An 18,275-nucleotide genomic window follows, 5' to 3' on the forward strand; every position below is an offset into this window, starting at 1 on the left:
ATGACATTAGTCAGGGCCGCGCACCGTAGACGGCGGCGCCCATCGGCTTGTCGACTTCCAGGTCCGTTACCGCGGCGACCCGGGCGATCATCATGTACTGCCCGATCACCATCAGGAGTTCGACCACCTCGCGCGGGGAGAGCAGCCCGGTCAGTGCGGCGGTGGTGTCGTCGGGCGGGCGGACGTCGCGGACGACTTCGGTAGTGAAACGCAGGACGATCTGCTGGTCTGACGTGAAACAGTCGTCGCCGATCTCGTCGCGGCCCAGCGCGTGGATCATCTCGTCCGTGGCGCCGACAGAGCGAGCGATGGGCTCGTGCTGAGCCCACTCATATGCGACGTCGCTCAACTGGGCAACTCGCAGGATCGCGATTTCGCGGAGCAGTGGGTCGAGGGCCAGGTCCTTGAGCAGCGTGCCGCCCCAGCGCATCCAGTCCGGAAACGCCGTCTCGGCGTGGGCCATGACGCGGAAGAAGTTCAGGGGAAGCGCGGCCTGCAGCGCCTCGCGGACCGGCGCCGGGGCCTCGGCCGGGTTCACGTACGGCAAGCGACTCATGTTTCCCCTTACAAGCGGCAAATCGGGTACAACAGACCATATCCAATCCCGGTTGCGCTCGCCGCAGATCTGTTCCGGGGCCGGCGGCGGTGCGGCGATGAGCACCCGCCTACGACGAAGGTGCGGGTGACCGGGCCGAATTCACGCTGATGTTCGTCGATGTTGCCAAAGTCGATCCAGACGTGTTGGAATGGCTCATATCGCCGCAGCGCGGGGGCAACCGCGCTGGGAACGGCCAGCACGGGAGCATCGCAGCGCCGGCAGCGCGCCGCCTTGGCGGACGCTCGCCTGGCGGATCGCCGGGCCATCTCTACGACGACGGGCGCCTTGCCGGGCAGTCATTCTCGCCCGCCGTAGGTAACCCCCGGCACGTGTCCCCGACGGCTGACGCGCTCGACGCCTGACCCGCCGGGGGCGTCGATTCGGCCTGCCAGCACCAGAACCGGCGACGAGGTGAGAAGCAATCATGATTTCCCGAGAGAACTTCGCGGGTTGGTACCGGAACCGCTTCGTGTGGGTGGCGGTGATCGTGCTGGTGGCGTCGACCGGCGCGGTCGTACTGGTCAACCGGGCCGGCCCGGAGGCGAAGCCGGCGGATCTGCAATCGCAGATCATCGCCCGGATGCGCACCACGCTCGAACAGGCGGACCCGGGACAGCACAATCACGCCGGACACGGGGCCCAGCAGGCGGCCAGCACCGCGAAGCCGGCAGTGATCTGCGGGGTCCGCGTCTACGGCTATGAGCCGACCGAGGCCACCGCGCTCGCCGACGTGCGGACGGTCTACGGCTTCCACCTCTGCGGGGTTGCCGAACAGAAGCGCCCCTGGGACGTGGCGGTCAAACTGGCCGGTCCCGTGATCATGGACATGTCCACCGAGCCTCCGGGCATCCAGGTGGTCGAGGCGACCGCCGAGGTCATGTTCACCGACCGGGTGCGGCAGATGCTCCCGCCCAAGTACGCGGAGCTGGCGCTCAAGGAAGCGCTGACCGAGTCGGAGATGGCCGACCAGCGCCGCCGGTACGACGCCGCAGCCGACCTCTGACCATGCCGGCGGCAGGTGGGGCGGTCGCTACCCGCACCCGGATCCGAACCGGGCGGCTGCGGACACCCCGGTCAGCTCGATCCACATCCGACCATAGATCGATAAACATTGATATCTAGGCCGATAGATGCAACAGTTGGTTTGGGAGCGTTCCCATTCTGATCTGTACCCGAAGAGCGGAGGATTAACAGTGCGTTCACTCAAGTCCGATCGATCCGGCGGACGATCCCGGTCACCAGTCCGTCGGTCCCTGCGAGCATTCGTCATGGTGTTCGCCATCGTGGCCGGCATGCTGCCCTTCACCGGGGCAGCCCAGGCGCACGGCACCATCATCAACCCGATGAGCCGCGCCTACCAGTGCTGGAAGACCTGGGGAAGTCAGCACATGAACCCCGCCATGCAGCAGCAAGACCCCATGTGTTGGCGGGCGTTCCAGGCAAACCCCGACACCATGTGGAACTGGATGAGCCAGTTGCGGGACGGCCTCGGCGGCCAGTACCAGGCTCGCACCCCGGACGGGCAACTGTGCAGCAACGCCCTGTCCAGGAACGACAGCGTGAACCAGCCCGGGGCGTGGAAGACGACCACCGTCAGCCGCAACCTCACGGTCCAGCTGTACGACCAGGCCAGCCACGGCGCTGACTACTTCCAGGTCTACGTCACCAAGCAGGGGTTCAACCCATCCACCCAGAAGCTCGGGTGGGGCAACCTCGACCTGATCACGACGACCGGGCGCTACGCGCCGGCGCAGAACATCTCGTTCAACGTCTCGCTCCCGGCGCGCAGCGGAAACCACATCCTGTTCGTGCTCTGGAGGGCGTCGCACCTGGACCAGACCTACATGTGGTGCAGCGACATCAACGTCACCTGATTGGCAGTACCAACAACTGCGACACTGATCCGGCTCAGGGCGTTGACGCCCTGAGCCGGATTGGTCCTTCCGTCGGAGGTCACGCGTCGGCTTCGAGGGCGAAGGTGTTGCCGTCCTGGTCCTGGAACCATGCGATACGTCCACCTCCGGCCCGCGCGGTGATCCCCTTGTCGTCGTGCTCGAACTGCTCGTAGCGAACGAACTCGACGCCGGACGAGGTGAGCTCGTCGACGATCTGGTCGATGTCCTCGACGTACCACGTCGCCACCGTCGCCGAGGTCTTCCCGGCGGTGACCGACTGGTACACGTTCAGCGCCGGACCGCCACCGGAGCCATAGACGCGGCTGCCGTCGGCGATGGTGGCGCTGGGGCCGGACCGCAGCGCCCGCAGACCCAGCACCCCTTCGTAGAAGGCCACGGCCTTCTGAATGTCGGACACGGCGACCGAGGCTCTGAGGTGGTACGTACTCAAGGGCATGAACCACTCTGGCAGGTGCTCGACGAATCGGGGCGCCGAATCGGAGACCCTCAGGCCCGCGCACTGCGGGAGATGCGGTACAGCACGTTCGAACGCAGTGCCCCTTCGGGTTCGGTGGGATCGTCGAAGTCGTCGGCCGGGTTCCGGGTCATGCCGATCCGGCGCATGACGGCCTGGGAACGAAGGTTGGTGGCCGTTGTGACAGCGAGGATCTCGGGAAGCGCAAGAGCGTCGAAGCCGTGGGCCAGGACCGTCAGCGCCCCCTCGGTGGCGTACCCCTGACCCCAGGCCGAGCGGGCGAGCCGCCAGCCGATCTCCACTCCTGTGAACGGCATGTCCTCGTCCACCTCATCCAAGCCCGCGAAGCCGATGAACTCGCCCGTGACCTGCACCTCGACCGCCCACCACCCGTAGCCTCGCTTGTCGAAATCGGCCTGGAACCGCGACACGGAGGCATCGCTCTGTTCGCGGGTGAGCAGGTCGCCCAAGTGCTCCCGGACCTCGGGGTCGGCATTCATGGCCGCCCACGGTGCAAGGTCGGAGTCACGCCATCGGCGCAGGACGAGACGATCCGTACGTAGTTCAGCCATGCTGACCAGCCAACGTGAGCCCTGGCCCCGGGGCAATCTCTTTTCGTCCGCACCCACTGTCGGCCTGCCCGGCGCCCGGCCCTACCCCTGCGGAGGGCCGTCGCCCGCAGTGGCAGCGCGTAGCTCCTTGAGCACGTACGTGGCGGCCTTCTCGACGACGCGGATGCCCGCTTTCTGGTTCACGTGATGGTCGGAGAGCACGGCGATCAGCCAGTCATGACGGGCCTCGACGATGCGTCCGATGCTGTTGACCAACCAGCGGCCGCCGTCGACATCAGCGGTGTCCCAGCCGTTCTTGACGTACTCGGAACGACTGCCCGGCTCCCGCGCGGCGGTGACTCCCCATCGCTGCTCGGGGACCACCTTCTTCATGAGGCCCATGATGAAGGTACGGTCCTGCGGGGTCAGCGGTCCCGTCGGGGACGTCAGCGCGGTCAGCAGACGGAGCTGGTCGGCGACCGTGGTCGTGGTGAGTCCCCAGTGCGAGTTGGGCTTCGTCTCACGCAGACCGAGCGCGCGGTTCGCGGCCTTGAGGCCGCGCGAGCCCTCGATCCGCTGCCACAGGGCCACCGCCGCATCGTTGTCACTGGACACGATCATGGCCTCGGCCAACCGCCGGGTGTCAGAACCCAGGGCCTTGCCCGGCGGGTTCTGGCGCAGCAGAAGAGCCGCGAGGATGTTGACCTTGACGATGCTGGCGGTCTCGAACCGTTTGGCACCGACCGTCACCGCAGCCGTTCCTTGTCGATCCAGTGCCGCGACCGCCAGGTGGCCGTCGTACCGTTGCACGTAGGCATTGATGCGCGTTCTCGCCTGGTCGATCCGGTCGATGGCCGGCGTCGTGGGAATCGGACTGGCAGGGGAAGAACCGTGCGAGGGCCGGGCTCCCTCGCCGTCGCGACCGCGCGTGGCACCGAAGGCGGCCGTCGCGACGCCGGCCAGCGACATGGTGGCCGCGGAGAGAACCCAGCGTCGCGGCAGCTGCCGACCTTTCCGCTCAGCCAAGGCGGGCCACCGCCCGCGCCGCGATCTCGTCCACCACAGCCCGGCTGCCCGGATCGGGCAGGCGGACCGTCGAGACCGTCTCGCCTCGTTTCACCATCACGAAGTACGTGACGGTGTTCGGGGTGTCCGCATGCGCGATGCGACCTCGAACGAGCATGGCGGTGCCCTCCAGATATTGCGGATCGACGACGTCGAAAGAGACCTGCGATCCGAGGACCGGGTAGGTCGCGCACCGTAGGAGGACCCGACGGACGTCATCGACATTCCGCTCGGCCCATCCAGGTTCGTACGTCTCCACGACGTGGTGGGCCGACGACGAGCCGTCAGACAGCCGGTAGTAGCGCTCCACGGCAGCGCGCCGATGCGACTTGGCCGGGTAGTCGCTGCTCTTGTAGTTGGGGCAGCCGTCCTGTTCCCACGGCCAGGACGCCAGACCGGTTCGCGCGTCGTCCTCATGCCAGTCCGCTCCCAGCTCGCCCGCCCCCAGCAGCGGGCTCGGATCGCCCCGTTCCGCGTTCGCGGTGTGTCGCTCGTCGGGGCCGACACCGGACTCCCCCCGATGGCACCCTGCGGCCATCACCAACAACGCCGACAGGACCGCCGGCACGACGGCGATCGAACCTCGGCCTCTGCCGCGAATCCGGCCTCGGCTCGTCCTGCTGCTCGATACGGACACCGAAAACCTCCCCCAAACGCACATACTTGCCACCGCAGGTGGCGCTTCAGCCGACGACGCTCGGCGGCACTTTCGTCGCCGCCGCAGCACCGACGCGGCGGTTGCCGGCCTGCGGTCCCACACCACCGGGACCCGCCGCACCCCGGCGGCAGACGAGAACGGTCAATGGCGTTCCTCGGCGAACAGCTCGGAACGGGTCTCGCCGAGCAACTCGCGCAGGCGGTTGAGGGAGCGCATGCTCTGGCTCTTGACGACGGCGGTGGAGACGCCCACAACCTCGGCGGTCGTCTCCACGCTCAGGTCGTCCCAGTAGCGCAGGACGATGATCGCCCGGTCCCGCAACGGCAAGGTGGCGACCGCGTCCAGCAATGTCATGCGCAGCTCGGCCGGATGTTCCTCGCTCCGCTCCGGCGGCGCCGACATCGCCAACTCGCGGCTGGAGCGACGTCGCTGCTGGTCGATCATGCAGCGCAGCAGAATCTTGCGGGCGTACGCGTGGGGGTCATCGGCCCGACGGACCCGCCTCCAGTTGGCGTACACCTTGGCCAGCGTCGTCTGGGTGAGGTCCTGGGCGAGATGCCAGTCGCGGCACATGAGGAACGCGGCGTCACGCAGCCGGCCAACGGTCGCCTGCGCGAACTCCACGAAGTCTTCGTCAGCCATTCGACCGGTCCAGCGTCGGGAACCGCTTGGCACCGTTGAGGACGAACTCGGCCGGCAGTTGCGTCCCCCAGATCGGGTTGCCGGCGATCTCGGTCGCCTCCTTCACGGAGAGGACGGGTGGTGCCGGCACGGTTCCCTTGGCGTCCCAGAACAGACAGGTGGAGATCATCAGATCGACCTGGAGTCCGCCACGGTGGTGCACGGTGACCATCTGGTTCTGCACGCAGTTGTCGGGTATTTCGGTCAGCTCCACCGTCCCCGGGACCGGGTTGCCACCGAGGTTGTCCCGGTAGATGGAGAGCCGCACCATGCCCGGTCCATCGCCTCGGTCCAGGTAAAGCTGGACGTACGGCATGCCGGGGCCCGCCCCGCTGCTCTCCAGACTCGCATAACCGCTGGTCTTCCCCTTTGGCAGCAGCCGGGTCAGCAGTTCCAGGGCGCCCTGCGGTGTGGTGGTCAGCAGTTCACCGTCCGGCCCCGCCCCCATCCTCAGGGTGTCGATCACCGTGGTCGAGCGAGCCGGCGGCGCTGGCCGACGGGGGTCCCCGCCGGTGCCCGACTCCATCCCGCCCGGGGCCCCATAGGAGGACCCAGCCGGGGACGGCGTGGCGGTGTCGATCGACCCACCCGGCGAACCGACGTTCAGCCCGCCAGGCTGGCGGTCGTCATCCGCTCCGACGCCGAGCGGCCCGGCGGCCAGGCCGATCACGAGCAGCATCGCCAACGCCGATCCGCCGGCGCCGAACTGCGCCAGGCGGCGCCGGCGGCGCAGCCGACGGCCCTGCACCACCGACTGCTGGACCAGGTCACCCAGCGGCGGGGCGGGATGTTGGGCCAGGTCGTCCCTGAAACGCCCACGCACGTCGCCCATGTCCTTACCCCTCCTCGGCCGACCGCCCGCAGTGGCGATCCGTCACTGACCTGACGGGTTGACCCGCCGATTTGGTTACCGAGTTCCGGCACGAATTTTCAGCCACTCAAGTCGTCGGAACCCGGTGTTTTCAGTGCGTGTGCGGCCACCTCCTCAGCGTCACGCTCCCCTTGCCAGGTGCGCTGCTGCGGGCGGTTCGAGCAGCTGAAGCTGCTGGTGGTCCCGGCTCCGGTCGCAGGGGCGACACAGTGGGTTGAGGCACAACCCGCAGAGCGTCCTAGGAGGTTAGGTCGTCGACGTGGAGGCTGATCGAAGGCCGCGGTATTCGGGCAGCTCAGAAATCTGGATGCTCGACGCTCTCCGGCGATCCGGCGTGCGATTGACCTTCATCGAATCAGGCCCATAGGATGACCATCGATGAGGATCGCGGATTGGAGTCGCGCCACGCCAGCCGACGCAGCAGCGCTGGCAGCACTCTTCCAGCGCGCCGAGGCGGTCGCCAGTGTCGGCATGGAGCAGCGCGCTGAGGACGTCCGGAATCGACTGGCCTCTCTCGGGCCGGACAGTGCCGGACGCACCCGGGTTGGCCGCGATGACACCGGCAGCGTCGCCGCATACGGTGAGGTCGCCGACATGGGAACAGCGGACGACGTTCTCCGCATCCGCCTGACCAACGTGTTTCATCCCGACATTGCCGACGACGTCCGTGCAGAGCTGCACCACTGGCTCATCGACCAGGCGAAGCAGTTACGGGACAGCCGAGGATCGGCGCGGGCCGTCCTCGGCATCCGGGGTGCCGAGAACGACCGGGCCGGCCGCGAGCTGCTGATCCGTGGCGGCTTCGCGCTGGCCCGTCACGAACGGGACCTCGTCCTGGCGGTGCCTGATGAGCCGCCGGCTCCCGCGCTACCGCCCGGTCTGGTGCTGACACCTGTCGACGAGCGCTACGACGAACTGGCCCGGCTGGCCCACAATGAGGCCTACGCCGACAGCCCGACAGCGGTTCGACCAGACCAGCGCACCTGGCCGCAGCACGCGACCGGACATCCGCGGTTCCTGCCCGACCTCTCCTGCCTGGTGCTCGCCGAGGCCGACCGAAGCGACAACCCGGTGGCCGCCTTCCTCTTCGCGCTCGCCGACGGCAGCACCGACACGCCGACGGCGGTTCTGCACTGTCTGGGCACCCGAGCAGCCTGGCGCCGCAGTGGCTTGGCCACAGCGATGATCTCGCAAGTCCTGCACCGTGCGCGCTCAGCAGGCGTCAGACAACTACGACTCAAGGTCACCGACAGCAATCACCCCGCTCTGGCGCTCTACCGGAAACTGGGTTTTGTGGAGTCGGGGCAAGGGTTCGCGGTGCTGATGCGGCAGCTCACACCCGAGGCCGACGAGCAGCCGTAAGCCCAACGGTTCGTCGACTCGCGCTCTGCGCCGCGTACGCGGAATGTTCCGCGATCTGCCACAGCGCGTGGAGCCCGGCGATGCGTACGTCCAGCTTGTCGCTGCCGAGCTGGTCCATCGCGTAACGCGGGTCGACCAGCCACGGTGCGCGGAGAGTCCAACACCACCGCACTGATCCGTAACAGGTCCGAAACTACCGGTTGAAAACTCTGGAATTTTCTGCCAGCCTGAGAGTCATCGACAAGTGTGAACGTTAACAAGATCCCTTAGCACTGGAGGCGCTTCACGCGACCGTCGGGCCCACCCACCTGCCAGGTGACCACGTCCACCACCGAAAGAGCCCAACGCCCGCAACCACCCCCCGACGGGCGACCGGGCCACCTGTCACCGCCCTCCACCCGCTGGCCAGATAGCCCGAACAACTCGCATCTGGGCTGGTGCCCGACGTGATTCCCGGCCCGCTCGGGCGGACTCGACATCGTGCCCGCCGCCATCCGAGCGGGGCCTCCCAATGGAACAGCGACAGGAATCTCTTACCCCCACCACAGGAGGATCAGCATGGTTCCCCGGACCCGTCCCATCAGGCGCACCCGACTGCGAACGCTCACTCTTTCCGGAACAGCCGCGATAATTCTGACCCTGATCGTATCGCTGCTACCCAATCTGGCCCAGGCCGCCGAGACGACCCTCGGTGCCGCCGCAGCCCAGTCCGGCCGGTACTTCGGTGCCGCCGTGGCCGCCAACAAACTCAACGACAGCGCCTACACGACGATCCTGAACCGCGAGTTCAACAGCATCACCCCCGAGAACGAAATGAAGATCGACGCGACCGAGCCGCAGCAGAACAACTTCACCTTCAGCAACGCGGACCGGATCGTGAACCACGCCATCTCCCGGGGTTGGAAGGTCCGGGGCCACACCCTGGCCTGGTACTCGCAGCAGCCGGGCTGGATGCAGAGCATGGAGGGCACCGCGCTGCGCAACGCGATGCTGAACCACGTCACCCGAGTGGCCACCTACTACCGCGGCAAGATCTACTCGTGGGACGTGGTGAACGAGGCGTTCGAGGACGGCAACAGCGGCGCCCGCCGCAACTCGAACCTGCAGCGCACCGGCAACGACTGGATCGAGGCGGCGTTCCGCGCCGCCGACGCGGCCGACCCGAACGCGAAGCTCTGCTACAACGACTACAACACCGACAACTGGACCTGGGCCAAGACGCAGGCCGTTTACAACATGGTGCGCGACTTCAAGTCTCGTGGGGTGCCGATCGACTGCGTCGGCTTCCAGTCGCACTTCAACGCCAACTCGCCGTACAACAGCAACTACCGCACCACGCTGTCCAGCTTCGCCGCCCTCGGGGTGGACGTGCAGATCACCGAGCTGGACATCGAGGGATCCGGCACGACGCAGGCCAACACCTACCGCAGTGTGGTCAACGACTGCCTTGCCGTGGCTCGCTGCAACGGGCTCACCGTGTGGGGGGTGCGGGACTGCGACTCGTGGCGCTCCAGCGGCACTCCCCTGCTCTTCGAGTGCAACGGCAACAAGAAGGCCGCTTACAACTCCACCCTGGAGGCGCTGAACAGCGCGGGCCCCACCAACCCGCCCACCGACCCACCCACCAACCCACCCACCAACCCGCCCGGCTCCGCCAGCGAGATCGTCGGCACGCAGTCGGGCCGGTGTGTCGACGTGCCCAACGCCTCGACCAGCAACGGCACCCGGGTGCAGCTCTACGACTGCAACAAGCAGACCAACCAGGCCTGGACCTACACCTCGGGCAAACAGCTGCAGGTGTACGGGAACATGTGCCTCGACGCGGCCGGGACCGGCAACGGTGCGGCGGTGCAGATCTACAGCTGTCACAGCCAGACCAACCAACAGTGGAACGTCAACTCCAACGGCACCATCAGCAACGTCCAGTCCGGACGATGCCTGGACGCCTGGAGTACCACCAACGGAGCCCAGATCCAGCTCTACGACTGCCACGGACAAACCAACCAGCAGTTCCGGCTCGCCGCCCTGGGCGGCGGCTCGACCCCGACCCCGACGTCGACCCCGACGACGCCGCCGCCGACCGGCGGCACGTGTGACCTTCCCTCGTCGTACCGCTGGTCGTCGTCGGGTGCGCTGGCACAGCCGAGGTCGGGGTGGGTGTCGCTGAAGGACTTCACCGTCGCGCCGTACAACGGCCAGCAGCTCGTCTACGCCACCACCCACGACACCGGCACCACGTGGGGCTCGATGAACTTTGGCCTCTTCAGCAACTACTCGCAGATGGGCTCGGCCAGCCAGAACGCGATGAACTCGGCGACCGTCGCACCGTCGCTGTTCTACTTTGCGCCGCGCAACATCTGGGTGCTGGCCTACCAGTGGGGCGGCCCGGCCTTCTCGTACCGGACCTCCAGCGACCCGACCAACCCGAACGGGTGGTCGTCGCCGCAGACGCTGTTCAGCGGCAGCATCTCCAACTCCAGCACCGGTCCGATCGACCAGGCGGTCATCGGTGACGACCAGAACATGTACCTGTTCTTCGCCGGGGACAACGGCCGGATCTACCGGGCCAGCATGCCCATCGGGAACTTCCCCGGCAGCTTCGGCTCCAACTACACGACCATCATGACCGACACGACGAACAACCTCTTCGAGGCCGTTCAGGTCTACAAGCTCCAGGGCCTGAACAAGTACCTGATGATCGTCGAGGCGATCGGTTCGCAGGGCCGGTACTTCCGTTCGTTCACGGCCACCAGCCTCGGTGGTACGTGGACGCCGCAGGCGACGTCCGAGAGCAACCCCTTCGCCGGCAAGGCGAACAGCGGCGCCACCTGGACCAACGACATCAGTCACGGCGAACTGATCCGCAGCAACGCCGATCAGACCATGACCGTTGACGCCTGCAACCTGCAACTGCTCTACCAGGGGCGCTCCCCCAGCTCCGGCGGCGACTATGGCCTCCTGCCGTACCGGCCGGGTCTGCTGACGCTCCAACGCTGACGACGGACAACGCCGGGGCGGGCAGGTTCGGCACCACACCGGGCCCGTCCGCCCCGCACCCATCCACCACCAGGAGGTAGCGATAGTGCGAGGACACGGACACCACCCCCCACCCTCGGGAAAGACCCACACTGACCGAGTGGCGCCCCGTTTTCGGGGACGGCTGTTCAAGCTCGCCGCGGCCGGGATCGCCGCCGCAGTCGGGTTGTTCACCATCACCGTGGCGACCGGGTCGGCGTCGGCCGCCGACAACCCGTACCAGCGGGGCCCCGACCCCACCCGGACCAGCGTCACCGCCGTGAACGGCCCCTTCGCCAACACGTCGGTCAGCGTCCCGACCGGGTACGGCTTCAACGGCGGCAGGATCTACTACCCGACCGACACCAGCCAGGGCACCTTCGGTGCCATCGCGATCTCGCCGGGTTACACAGCGTTGTTCTCCGCCGAGCTGGCCTGGATGGGACCGTGGCTGGCGTCCCACGGCTTCGTCGTGATCGGCATCGAGACCAACAGCCGCAACGACTTCGACACGGCCCGAGGCACCCAGCTGCTCGCCGCACTGGACTACCTCACACAGCAGAGCCCCGTACGCGACCGGGTCGACCCCAACCGGTTGGCGGTCGCCGGTCACTCGATGGGCGGCGGTGGCGCGCTGAGTGCGGCCACCCGACGCTCGTCGTTGAAGGCAGTGGTCGGCATCGCGCCGTACTCGCCGTCGTCGAACCTGGCCAACGACCGCGTGCCCACCATGATCTTCTCTGGGCAGGCGGACACGGTGGTCACCCCGTCCTACGCCACCGGCCTGTACAACAGCCTCCCGGCCACGACGGAGAGCGTCTACGTGGAGGTCGCTGGCGCCGATCACGGCTTCATGGTCGGACGGTCGAACCCGGTGATGGTCCGGACCATGCTGCCGTTCGTCAAGATGTTCATCGACAACGACACCCGGTACAGCCAGTTCCTCTGCCCCCTGCTGGACTCCAGCGGCGTGGTCACCTACCGCAGCACCTGCCCGTTGCTGCCCTCGACCCCGACCGACCCGCCGACCCCCACCGACCCGCCGACCCCCACCGATCCGCCGACCGTTCCGCCCGGCTCCGCCAACGAGATCGTCGGCACGCAGTCCGGTCGGTGCGTCGACGTACCCAACGCCTCACGTACCAACGGCACCCGCGTCCAGCTCTACGGCTGCAACAAACAAACCAACCAGGCATGGACCTACACCTCAAGCAAACAACTCCAGGTGTACGGCACCATGTGCCTCGACGCGGCAGGCACCGCCAACGGCGCGGCAGTCCAGATCTACAGCTGCCACAACCAGACCAACCAACAGTGGAACGTCAACTCCAACGGCACCATCAGCAACGTCCAGTCCGGACGATGCCTCGACGCCTGGAGCACCACCAACGGAGCCCAGATCCAGCTCTACGACTGCCACGGACAAACCAACCAGCAGTTCCGACTCGCCGCCCTCGCACGTTGATCACGGCCGACTCCGCGCAGCACCCGTTCGAGGGTGTGCAGATCGGCCAGCGGCAGGGCGGGATCCAGCACGCCTGAAACGGGCGGACCCGGCATCGCGCCGGGTCCGCCGGGTCTGTGGATCTAACGGTGTTTCCGGCCCGGCCCATCGGGCGTTGTGCCTGGTGAGGAGGGTGCCGTGATGACCGCGACACTGGACGACCAGACCGGACGTAAGAAGCGGCCTGAGCCGTCGGCTGAGGCGAAGGCCGCCGCCGAGCTGGTCCGGGCGGCCAAGGAGCAAGGGCTGTCGCTGACCGGCCCGGACGGGCTGCTCAGGCAGTTGACCAAGACGGTCCTGGAGACCGCGCTGAACGAGGAGATGACCGAGCACCTCGGCTATGAGAAACATGAGTCGGCTGGGGTGGAGTCGGGCAACGTCCGCAACGGCACCAGGGCGAAGACGGTGCTGACCGACGCGTCGGGGCCGGTGCAGATCGACGTGCCGCGGGACCGGGCGGGCACGTTCGAACCGCAGATCGTGCGCAAGCGGCAGCGCCGGTTGTCAGGCGTCGACGAGGTTGTGTTGTCGTTGTATGCCAAAGGCCTCACGACCGGGGAGATCAGCGCGCACTTCGCCGAGATCTACGGCGCCTCGGTCAGCAAGGAGACGATTTCGCGGATCACCGACAAGGTGATCGAGGAGATGACCGACTGGTCCCACCGGCCTCTGGACGAGATCTACGCGGCCGTGTTCATCGACGCCATCGTGGTCAAGGTGCGAGATGGGCAGGTCGCGAACCGGCCGTTCTACGCCGCGATCGGGGTCACCCTCGACGGGGAGAAGGACATCCTCGGGCTGTGGGCCGGCGCGGGTGGTGAGGGCGCGAAGTTCTGGATGAGCGTGCTGACCGACCTGCGCAACCGGGGCGTCAAGGACGTGTTCTTCCTCGTCTGCGACGGCCTGAAAGGCCTGCCCGAGGTCGTCACGAACGTGTGGCCCCGCACGGTGGTGCAGACCTGCGTGATCCATCTGATCCGCAACACGTTCCGGCTCACCTCCCGCAAATACTGGGACGAGATCAAGCGCGACATCAAGCCGATCTACACCGCCGTCAACGCCCAGGCGGCCCGCGCCGCGTTCGACGACTTGGCGGAGAAGTGGGGCGGGCGGTATCCGGCGGTGATCCGGTTGTGGGACAACGCCTGGGCCGAGTTCATCCCGTTCCTCGACTACGACGTCGAGATCCGCAAGGTGATCTGCTCCACCAACGCGATCGAGTCGTTGAACGCCCGCTACCGACGGGCGGTGAAGGCCCGCGGCCACTTCCCGAACGAACTGGCCGCGTTGAAGTGTCTGTATCTGGTGACCCGGTCCCTGGACCCCACCGGAGCAGGCAGAACCCGATGGACGATGCGCTGGAAACCCGCGTTGAACGCCTTCGCCATCACCTTCAGCGACCGCTTCCCAGCCGCTGAAACCTACTAACCAAGATCGCCGGAAACACCGTTAGCGAGACAGTCCCGGTCCGCCCGCATCACGTGGCCGGAGGGCGGCGACGCCTGGCGTCTCGGACGAGCGTCAGGGCGATGACGAGAAGGCCGAGCAGGGCGACGACGGCATTGGCGGTTGTGAGGAAGGCCTGCTCGCCACGTGTGGCGTGGTGGAGGTGGGTCAGGTGGAAGAAGAAGTGGGGTATGGCGAAGGTGGAGAACGCCGCCGCGGCGGGGATGGTGAATGCGGCTCTAGGTGCGGCAAGCGCTATGCCCAGGACGACGGCCAGGCCGAGGGTGGCTCCGCCGAAGTCTCGCGCGTAGTGCTCGCTGAAGGGCGGGGTGAGGGTGACGGTCGGGAAGTTGTCGTAGAAGCTTGCGGGAAAGACCTGGTTCCAGAACCCGACAACGAGTTCATCGAGGAAGAGGACGGCCAGGGCGATCCGGATCAACGCGGTCAGCGCGGTGTCCCGCCCGTCTGTTGACGTTGCCCGCGGTGCGGCGGGGGTGGGTGACCGGCCTTCGTTCATCGGGTCCGCCCGGCGTCGTTCTGCGCTGCCGGGCTGGCCAGCCACTGGTCGAAGGTCTGTGTGCCCCGCGGACCGGCGCCGGTGGGCAGCAGGCCGTGTCCGGCCATGGCTCGACCGGTCGCTCCCGGAAGGCGGACGGGCAGGACAAGGCGGTGACTGGCGCGGGTGCGTAGCAGGCGGCGGGCCATGTCAGACATGCGCAACTCTTGCGGGCCGGCGATGTCGGGCGCCCGGCCGGTCGGGTCTGCCACTGCGAGGTCGACGAGACAGTTGGCGACCTCGTGGGCCGCTATCGGCTGCATGAGCATCTGGGGCACCACTGCGATCGGACCGGGAATGGTGGCGAGCATCTGCGCGGCCAACTCGTAGAACTGCGTCGAGCGGAGTACCGTCGCGGGAACCGCACCGTCCAGGACGAGCTTCTCCTGGCGTCGTTTGCCCGCGTAGTAACCCCAATTCACCCGGTCGGCGCCGACGACCGACAGCGCGACGTGGTGCCGCACCCCGACGCGCTGGCCTGCGGCGAGCAGGTTGGTTGTCGCCGTACCAAAGAAGTTCTCCGATTTCTTCCGGTTGATCGTCGACACGTTGCTGACGTCGATCACGACCGGTACGCCGGTCAGCGCCTCGTCCAGCCCGGAACCGCGGATCAGGTCCACGCCCGTGGAGCGGGCGAGGATGACCGGCTCATGGCCGGCAGCCCGTACGGCGTTGACGACGAGACGTCCAACCCCGCCGGTGCCGCCAGCTACCGCGATACGCACCGAGCTACCTCCCGATCCGTGTTCGCCGTAACGCCGCGATGGCGCGTAGCCCGGACCGGGGGCCGGGGTGAAGGGGGGATGAACCGCTGTGATGTCACTGTTGGTTCTACCTCTCCGAGGCTTCTCGTCCAGTAATAGACTGCGCAGACAGCCCTAAAGGGTGGAACCGTCATCTGTATCGGTGCGCTTGTTGGCGGCATAGACACCGCGTGAGAGCGTCATGATCGCGAGTAGGAGAGCGATTACGGCTACACCTGAGGCGGCGTACAACGCGACGACTCCGCCATGCGTGAGACGGGCCCGAAACGGATTCGCCGCGGCGGCCGCCGCGGCTTCCGCTCCCACAGTGAACTCCGCCGTGCCGGCCACCGGGTGTCCGTCGGTGAAGGTGGCTCGCCAACTGATCTCGTACCAGCCGTCAGGCATATCCGCTCTCACCTGATGGCGCAGCGTCGCTCCGTGGACAACCGGCCGACCGCCTGCCCAGTCCGTCCCCGTGTGGTCCGTCACTGTGACACTGCTGTCGGACGTGATCTCGGCGGCGAACACCACCTCGACCCGTTGCGGGGCCTTCGCCAGCGCGGCGCCGGCGGTCGGCGTGATCGAATGCGTCGCGCCGTGCGCGAACGCGGGCGCGGGCGTGACCGCCAGCGGGAAACCGGCAGCAAGCGCGACCGTGACGATCAATCTGATGCGACGACCAGTGCGAGGCGCCCGACCGGTGTCTGACGTGTCGGTCACGCGCGTCGCAACGCTTCTCTTCATGGTGTGCTCCCCTCCGCCGCGAACGACCGCGACGTCTGCGAACTGGACCGAGCGGCCCCGCGATTCGTGACAGCAGAGGTCGCGGCCGGGGCCGTGTGTCACGAATCGGAGCCCTGCTCGGTCCGTACCTGGTGACACTCGCCCACCACCAGCGGGCTCCTGAGATGTCCAGCCACGTCGGCTGGCGTGTCAAGGACGACACCGCGGACGCCGAGCCGGTACAGCGCAAGGAGCGACGATCATGACCGCCATCATCCGCATCGCACTGGCGATCTTGTTTCTCGACAATTTCGTGGTCGGAGCCTGGAACGCGATCTGGCCGGCCAGCTTCTACGCGAACTTCCCGACAGTGGATCTCACGCCACCGTTCGGCGAGCACTATGCGCGGGACTTCGGTACTGCGTCACTGGCAATCGCCCTGCTGCTGGGCATCGCGGCGGTCAAACCCAAGGCCCACTTCGTCATCCCTGCCGCGGCCGCCTATTCGGTCTTCGCGCTGCCGCACTTCTTCTATCACCTCACCAACATGCAGGGGGCGACCGTAGGTGAGGCGATCCTCCTCACCACCGCAAACGCGGCCGTGGCGCTCATCGGCCTGGTGATCATCTTGCTGACGGCGCTGCGCGACCGTTCGGCGGCTCGGCGCGACCTCGCCTCGGCTCGGGCCGCCCACTGAACCTGCTGCGTCAACCACTGGGAGAGCCGATGGTTCCCGAACCCCTCCGACCACTTCGGTCAAACGCGCTACCCAGCGCGTTCTGCGTCGTCGTCGCCGAACGACGCCTCCTCAAGAACCTCGCCCACCACCTGCTCGGTTCAGTCGACGCCGCCGAACACGCGGTACAAGCCACGTACACCGTCTGGTACACGATGCCGGACCACAAACAGGATGGCGTCGACAGTCCCTTTACCTGGCTCGTCGGCATGCTCGTGCAGATCTGTATCGGTCTGCTCGAATCGTCGCCGACCCAAGCCGCTGGCCATAACGCCGTTCACGTGCTGTAGTACGGCCCCGCAGGGGTACCTGTGTGGCTGGTGCTCGACAGACAGAAGCGATATCGGCGGTAGTTCCAACTCACCTGCACATTCAGGGATGGAAGCGACGAGGCGGCGGCCATGGTAGGGCGAGGAAAAGACGGGGCACTTGTCGACGCGTTAGCGGCGTTCGACGCGGTCCGTCCGCGGCTCTTCGGCATCGCCTACCGGATGCTCGGCAGTGTCGCGGAGGCGGAGGACATCGTCCAGGAAGCCTGGCTCCGGTGGCAGCAGACCGAACGCAGCCGGGTACGGGACCCGATCGGGTTCCTGGTCACGACGACTTCTCGGCTCGCTCTGAACGCCGCGACGTCGGCTCGCGCCCGCCGCGAGCTGTATCCCGGACCGTGGCTACCCGAGCCCGTCGACACCTCCGCCGACCCGACACTCCAGGCCGAACGCAACGAGTCACTCGAACTCGCCGTGCTGCTCCTGTTGGAACGGCTCACCCCGGTCGAGCGGGCGGTGTACGTGCTGCGGGAGGCGTTCGACTACCCGTTCCGGCGGATCGGCGAGGTACTCGACGTCAGCGAGGCATACGCACGACAGCTCGGCCACCGCGCCCGCACGCACCTGGCCCGGCAGCGGCGCGAGCCGGTCGGCCACGCCGACCGCGACCGCCTGCTGCATGCCTTTCTCGCCGCAGCCCGATCCGGTGAGCTGACCCAGCTCGAGGAACTGCTCGCCGAAACAGCCATCTCCTACGCCGACGGCGGTGGCGCCGTCCGGGCCGCCCAGCTACCCGTCGTCGGACGTGACAACGTCGCGCGTTACGTCCTGGGACTGATCCGGAAGTTCGGCCGCGACCTCTCGCCGGAGATCGTCGAATCCAACGGCCAAGCCGCGATCCTCGTCTCGCGGCCCGGGACAACTGTCGCTCTGGTCACCATCGACGCCTCACCCGCCGGGATCGAACGAGTGTTGATCATCCTCAACCCGCAGAAACTAGCCCAGTTCCAGCGGTGACCGTCGGCACCGGCGCCTGGTCGTCGACGGCACGTACGTCGAGGTCGATGGTCTGGCGCCTGAGTCGTCGCCGAACCTGCCGGCGCTGCTCACACGAATGGGATCGT

Annotated in this window: 19 protein-coding genes; 9 read left to right on the plus strand and 10 right to left on the minus strand. The window is 67.2% G+C overall.

The genetic code is table 11. From position 1 onward, the window contains the following. Window positions 1-10: 10 nt before the first annotated feature. On the minus strand, window positions 11-538 hold the full coding sequence (locus FB453_RS21315) for a carboxymuconolactone decarboxylase family protein (RefSeq protein WP_486480380.1): 528 nt from the start codon (window positions 536-538) through the stop codon (window positions 11-13). 484 nt (window positions 539-1,022) lie between these two features. Here FB453_RS21315 and FB453_RS21320 point away from each other — a divergent pair, with 484 nt between their 5' ends. Together FB453_RS21320 and FB453_RS21325 are read left to right on the plus strand one after the other, a co-directional pair. Further along, on the plus strand, window positions 1,023-1,601 hold the full coding sequence (locus FB453_RS21320) for a hypothetical protein (RefSeq protein WP_145792737.1): 579 nt from the start codon (window positions 1,023-1,025) through the stop codon (window positions 1,599-1,601). A gap of 265 nt (window positions 1,602-1,866) precedes the next feature. Then, window positions 1,867-2,472 carry a lytic polysaccharide monooxygenase auxiliary activity family 9 protein gene (locus FB453_RS21325; protein WP_112583273.1) on the plus strand — a complete coding sequence of 202 codons (606 nt, stop codon included), beginning with the start codon at window positions 1,867-1,869 and terminating at the stop codon, window positions 2,470-2,472. A 79-nt stretch (window positions 2,473-2,551) separates the two neighbouring features. Here the strand turns inward: FB453_RS21325 and FB453_RS21330 are convergent, their stop codons facing one another. The 6 genes from FB453_RS21330 to FB453_RS21355 all read right to left on the minus strand — a co-directional run bounded on the left by FB453_RS21330 (window position 2,552) and on the right by FB453_RS21355 (window position 6,755). After that, entirely contained in the window at window positions 2,552-2,911 is a 360-nt protein-coding gene (locus tag FB453_RS21330; protein WP_486480361.1) for a VOC family protein, read from the minus strand. An 89-nt stretch (window positions 2,912-3,000) separates the two neighbouring features. Then, complete coding sequence (locus FB453_RS21335) at window positions 3,001-3,540, minus strand: GNAT family N-acetyltransferase (RefSeq protein WP_145792742.1); 540 nt, start codon at window positions 3,538-3,540, stop codon at window positions 3,001-3,003. An 81-nt stretch (window positions 3,541-3,621) separates the two neighbouring features. Next, complete coding sequence (locus FB453_RS21340; protein ID WP_145792744.1) at window positions 3,622-4,488, minus strand: serine hydrolase; 867 nt, start codon at window positions 4,486-4,488, stop codon at window positions 3,622-3,624. Window positions 4,489-4,537: 49 nt separating this feature from the next. Next, window positions 4,538-5,152, minus strand: coding sequence for a hypothetical protein (locus tag FB453_RS21345; RefSeq protein ID WP_145792746.1), 615 nt, complete (start codon window positions 5,150-5,152; stop codon window positions 4,538-4,540). Window positions 5,153-5,383: 231 nt separating this feature from the next. Next, entirely contained in the window at window positions 5,384-5,884 is a 501-nt protein-coding gene (locus FB453_RS21350; RefSeq protein WP_145792748.1) for a SigE family RNA polymerase sigma factor, read from the minus strand. Next, on the minus strand, window positions 5,877-6,755 hold the full coding sequence (locus tag FB453_RS21355; RefSeq protein ID WP_145792750.1) for a hypothetical protein: 879 nt from the start codon (window positions 6,753-6,755) through the stop codon (window positions 5,877-5,879). Before FB453_RS21355 ends, FB453_RS21350 begins: the two co-directional genes overlap by 8 nt. Before the next feature lie 417 nt (window positions 6,756-7,172). Between FB453_RS21355 and FB453_RS21360 the strand changes: the two genes are divergently transcribed. The 4 genes from FB453_RS21360 (at window position 7,173) to FB453_RS21380 (ending at window position 14,103) form a co-directional block, all read left to right on the plus strand. After that, entirely contained in the window at window positions 7,173-8,156 is a 984-nt protein-coding gene (locus FB453_RS21360) for a GNAT family N-acetyltransferase (RefSeq protein ID WP_145792752.1), read from the plus strand. A gap of 558 nt (window positions 8,157-8,714) precedes the next feature. Then, window positions 8,715-11,153, plus strand: coding sequence for a non-reducing end alpha-L-arabinofuranosidase family hydrolase (locus FB453_RS21370; RefSeq protein ID WP_145792757.1), 2,439 nt, complete (start codon window positions 8,715-8,717; stop codon window positions 11,151-11,153). Window positions 11,154-11,292: 139 nt separating this feature from the next. After that, window positions 11,293-12,636, plus strand: coding sequence for a poly(ethylene terephthalate) hydrolase family protein (locus FB453_RS21375; RefSeq protein WP_486480362.1), 1,344 nt, complete (start codon window positions 11,293-11,295; stop codon window positions 12,634-12,636). A 180-nt stretch (window positions 12,637-12,816) separates the two neighbouring features. Then, window positions 12,817-14,103: an IS256 family transposase gene (locus tag FB453_RS21380; protein ID WP_145792762.1), complete on the plus strand. Its 1,287-nt coding sequence runs from the start codon at window positions 12,817-12,819 to the stop codon at window positions 14,101-14,103. Between the two features lie 49 nt (window positions 14,104-14,152). On the opposite strand, the gene FB453_RS21385 is transcribed toward FB453_RS21380, so the two are convergent. From FB453_RS21385 to FB453_RS21395, 3 genes are all read right to left on the minus strand, one after another. Beyond that, window positions 14,153-14,638: a hypothetical protein gene (locus FB453_RS21385; RefSeq protein ID WP_145792764.1), complete on the minus strand. Its 486-nt coding sequence runs from the start codon at window positions 14,636-14,638 to the stop codon at window positions 14,153-14,155. Further along, window positions 14,635-15,402: an SDR family oxidoreductase gene (locus FB453_RS21390; RefSeq protein ID WP_145792766.1), complete on the minus strand. Its 768-nt coding sequence runs from the start codon at window positions 15,400-15,402 to the stop codon at window positions 14,635-14,637. The genes FB453_RS21385 and FB453_RS21390 overlap by 4 nt, the downstream gene beginning before the upstream one ends. A 153-nt stretch (window positions 15,403-15,555) precedes the next feature. Then, window positions 15,556-16,167 (minus strand): copper resistance protein CopC, encoded by a 612-nt coding sequence (locus tag FB453_RS21395; RefSeq protein WP_145792769.1) that lies wholly within the window; start codon window positions 16,165-16,167, stop codon window positions 15,556-15,558. Between the two features lie 241 nt (window positions 16,168-16,408). On the opposite strand from FB453_RS21395, the gene FB453_RS21400 reads away from it, so the two are divergent. From FB453_RS21400 to FB453_RS21410, 3 genes are all read left to right on the plus strand, one after another. Further along, window positions 16,409-16,843 (plus strand): hypothetical protein, encoded by a 435-nt coding sequence (locus FB453_RS21400; RefSeq protein ID WP_145792771.1) that lies wholly within the window; start codon window positions 16,409-16,411, stop codon window positions 16,841-16,843. Between the two features lie 29 nt (window positions 16,844-16,872). Beyond that, window positions 16,873-17,172, plus strand: coding sequence for a sigma factor (locus FB453_RS21405; RefSeq protein WP_145792773.1), 300 nt, complete (start codon window positions 16,873-16,875; stop codon window positions 17,170-17,172). Between the two features lie 111 nt (window positions 17,173-17,283). Next, a complete protein-coding gene (locus FB453_RS21410; protein WP_145792775.1) occupies window positions 17,284-18,168 on the plus strand; it encodes an RNA polymerase sigma-70 factor in 885 nt (294 codons plus the stop codon). The last annotated feature ends 107 nt before the right edge of the window (window positions 18,169-18,275 follow it).

The organism is Micromonospora sp. CNZ322, from assembly GCF_007827755.1.